Annotated in this window: 1 protein-coding gene; it reads right to left on the bottom strand. The window is 48.3% G+C overall.

Annotation, left to right across the window (positions count from 1 at the left end):
- A partial coding sequence (locus AB4371_RS22270) for a VCBS domain-containing protein (protein ID WP_372150678.1) occupies positions 1–2,057 on the bottom strand: 2,057 nt, incomplete at both ends.

The raw sequence follows: 2,057 nt of genomic DNA, 5'->3' as shown, positions 1-2,057 counted from the left end.
TCCACCATGGCCATCTTCTACTTGATAAGTGATAGCGATTTGTTGCGACTGACCATTGGCCAAATGGTTAAATGCGGGATTGGTGGCATCAACAATTAATGTATGACCATCAGTATCTAAGGTAATGCCCGTTGGAAGTTGGCCCGACTGAGGTTGACCATCGATGGCATATTCAAGGTGACTGATGGTTAAAGCGTCGCCGTCTTTGTCTGTGGCACCTACTAGCAGATTGAGGGTGTGATGATTATCGGCCCCCTCACTGACACTGTCGGTTAAAGGCGTCACATCAGGGTTGTCGTTAACCGCAGCTAAGTTGGTGGTTGCGCCGGTGTGTGTTACACCACCGTGTGCATCTTTGACGTCATAGCTAAAGTGCACCGCGCCGTTGTAGTCTTTTTCTGGGGTAAACGTAAACGTACCATCGGCATTGTTTAGAATAGAGCCATGGTCAGCATGTAGGTTTTCAATGGTTAGTTTACCGGCGTCATTGGCATCCACATCGACGGTATTCGCTAATAGTTGCGCGGTGGTTAAGGTTTGGCGTGTATCTTCACTGCCATTTGCAAGCACCACTTCAGATGAACAGTAAGGTCTGTCGTTACTGCCGTGAATGGTGATGACAATATCGTGTGTTGTACCATCTTTTGAATGGACTGTAATCGTATCGGTTAAGCTTTGCCCTTCACCAAGTTGGTCAATTGCAGTGCCACGCGTTGTGGGTCTAGCACCTATACCTGATAGATGCCCAGCATCGGCATGGTAATGCCAGGTGCCATCGGTGAGTAAGATTAGATCGCCATAGGTGCCGTGATAGTCGTAACCATTGCTGCCTTGGCGTTCAAATCCTGACTCGCCTACATCGGGGTCTGTGATGGTCAGCTTGCCATCAGCATAGAGTGTTGTATTGCCAAGTGTGGCGATGCCTGAGTGAGCATAGTCGGGTGACATGTCGACACCCGCGCTGTTTTCGGTTATTGAACCAGTATCAACGCCAGCGATTTGGGCTTTATCGCCAACAGCCGAGAGCGTCGTTGATGCGCCAGTGTGGGTCACACCACCGTGGGCATCTTTGACGTCATAGCTAAAGTGCACATCGCCGTTATAGTCTTTCTCTGGGGTAAAAGTAAACGTGCCATCGGCATTGAAGGCAATAGCACCGTGGTCAGCCTGTAGGTTTTCAATGGATAATTTGCCAATGTCGTTGTCGTCAACATCGCTAGAATTGGCCAGTAGCTGTGCAGGGGTGAGGACTATCTGGGTATCTTCCAAGCCATTCGCTAAACGTACTTCAGCTGACGCAACTGGCGCATCATTGGTGCCATGAACGGTCACTGTGATATCTTTTTTAGCACTGCCATCAATAGATTCAACGGTAAAGGTTTGCTGGAAGCTTTCCCCTGCGCCTAAATGTTGGACTTTATCATTGTCAATATCGTATGACCAATGGCCCTTTGCGTTGATATTGAACCGACCACCTTCGGCGGTGGTGATGGTTTGTGCAATAAAACCGGCTTGGTCGTGATCGGGGTCAATGACCTGTAACGTGCCGCCACTGCTGAGCTGATTAGTGGTATTGCCAAAGGAAGTGTGATCTTCGTAAACATGATTATTGAGGCTGGAGTAGGGCGTTACTTCAATTTTTGCTTGGTTATCTTCACCGGTCACCTTCACCATAATGGTGAGCTTCTGACCATCATTGGTTTCGACTTCGTAGGGGAGCTCCATCGACTCGCCAGCATGTAGGCTACCAATGAGATCGTCCGCATGACGATTGGTAACAGCTTCTAATCTGAATTGATAAGTGCCATTAGGCCAAACATCAAGGTGACCAGGCTCAAACCCTTGGCCTAAATACTTCCCGCTAAAAACAAACTGAGTGTTATCACCACTATCAGGGTCAATTAGCTGAAGCTGGCCTCTATAGAATTTAAATTCACTATCCAGCGCTTGTGTTTCAGTGAGCTGAATGACATTAGAAACCAGTGTGGCTTTATCATCTGTCCCGGCAATCGTAAGCGTGGCGGTTTGTTGCGTACTTCCACCATGGCCATCTTCTA

Origin of the sequence: Vibrio sp. 10N.261.51.A3, from assembly GCF_041471965.1 — a bacterium.
GTDB classification, from domain to species: Bacteria; Pseudomonadota; Gammaproteobacteria; order Enterobacterales; family Vibrionaceae; genus Vibrio; species Vibrio crassostreae_C.
The sequence above is the reverse complement of the archived record's forward strand: the minus strand, read 5'-3'. Positions and strand labels throughout refer to the sequence as shown.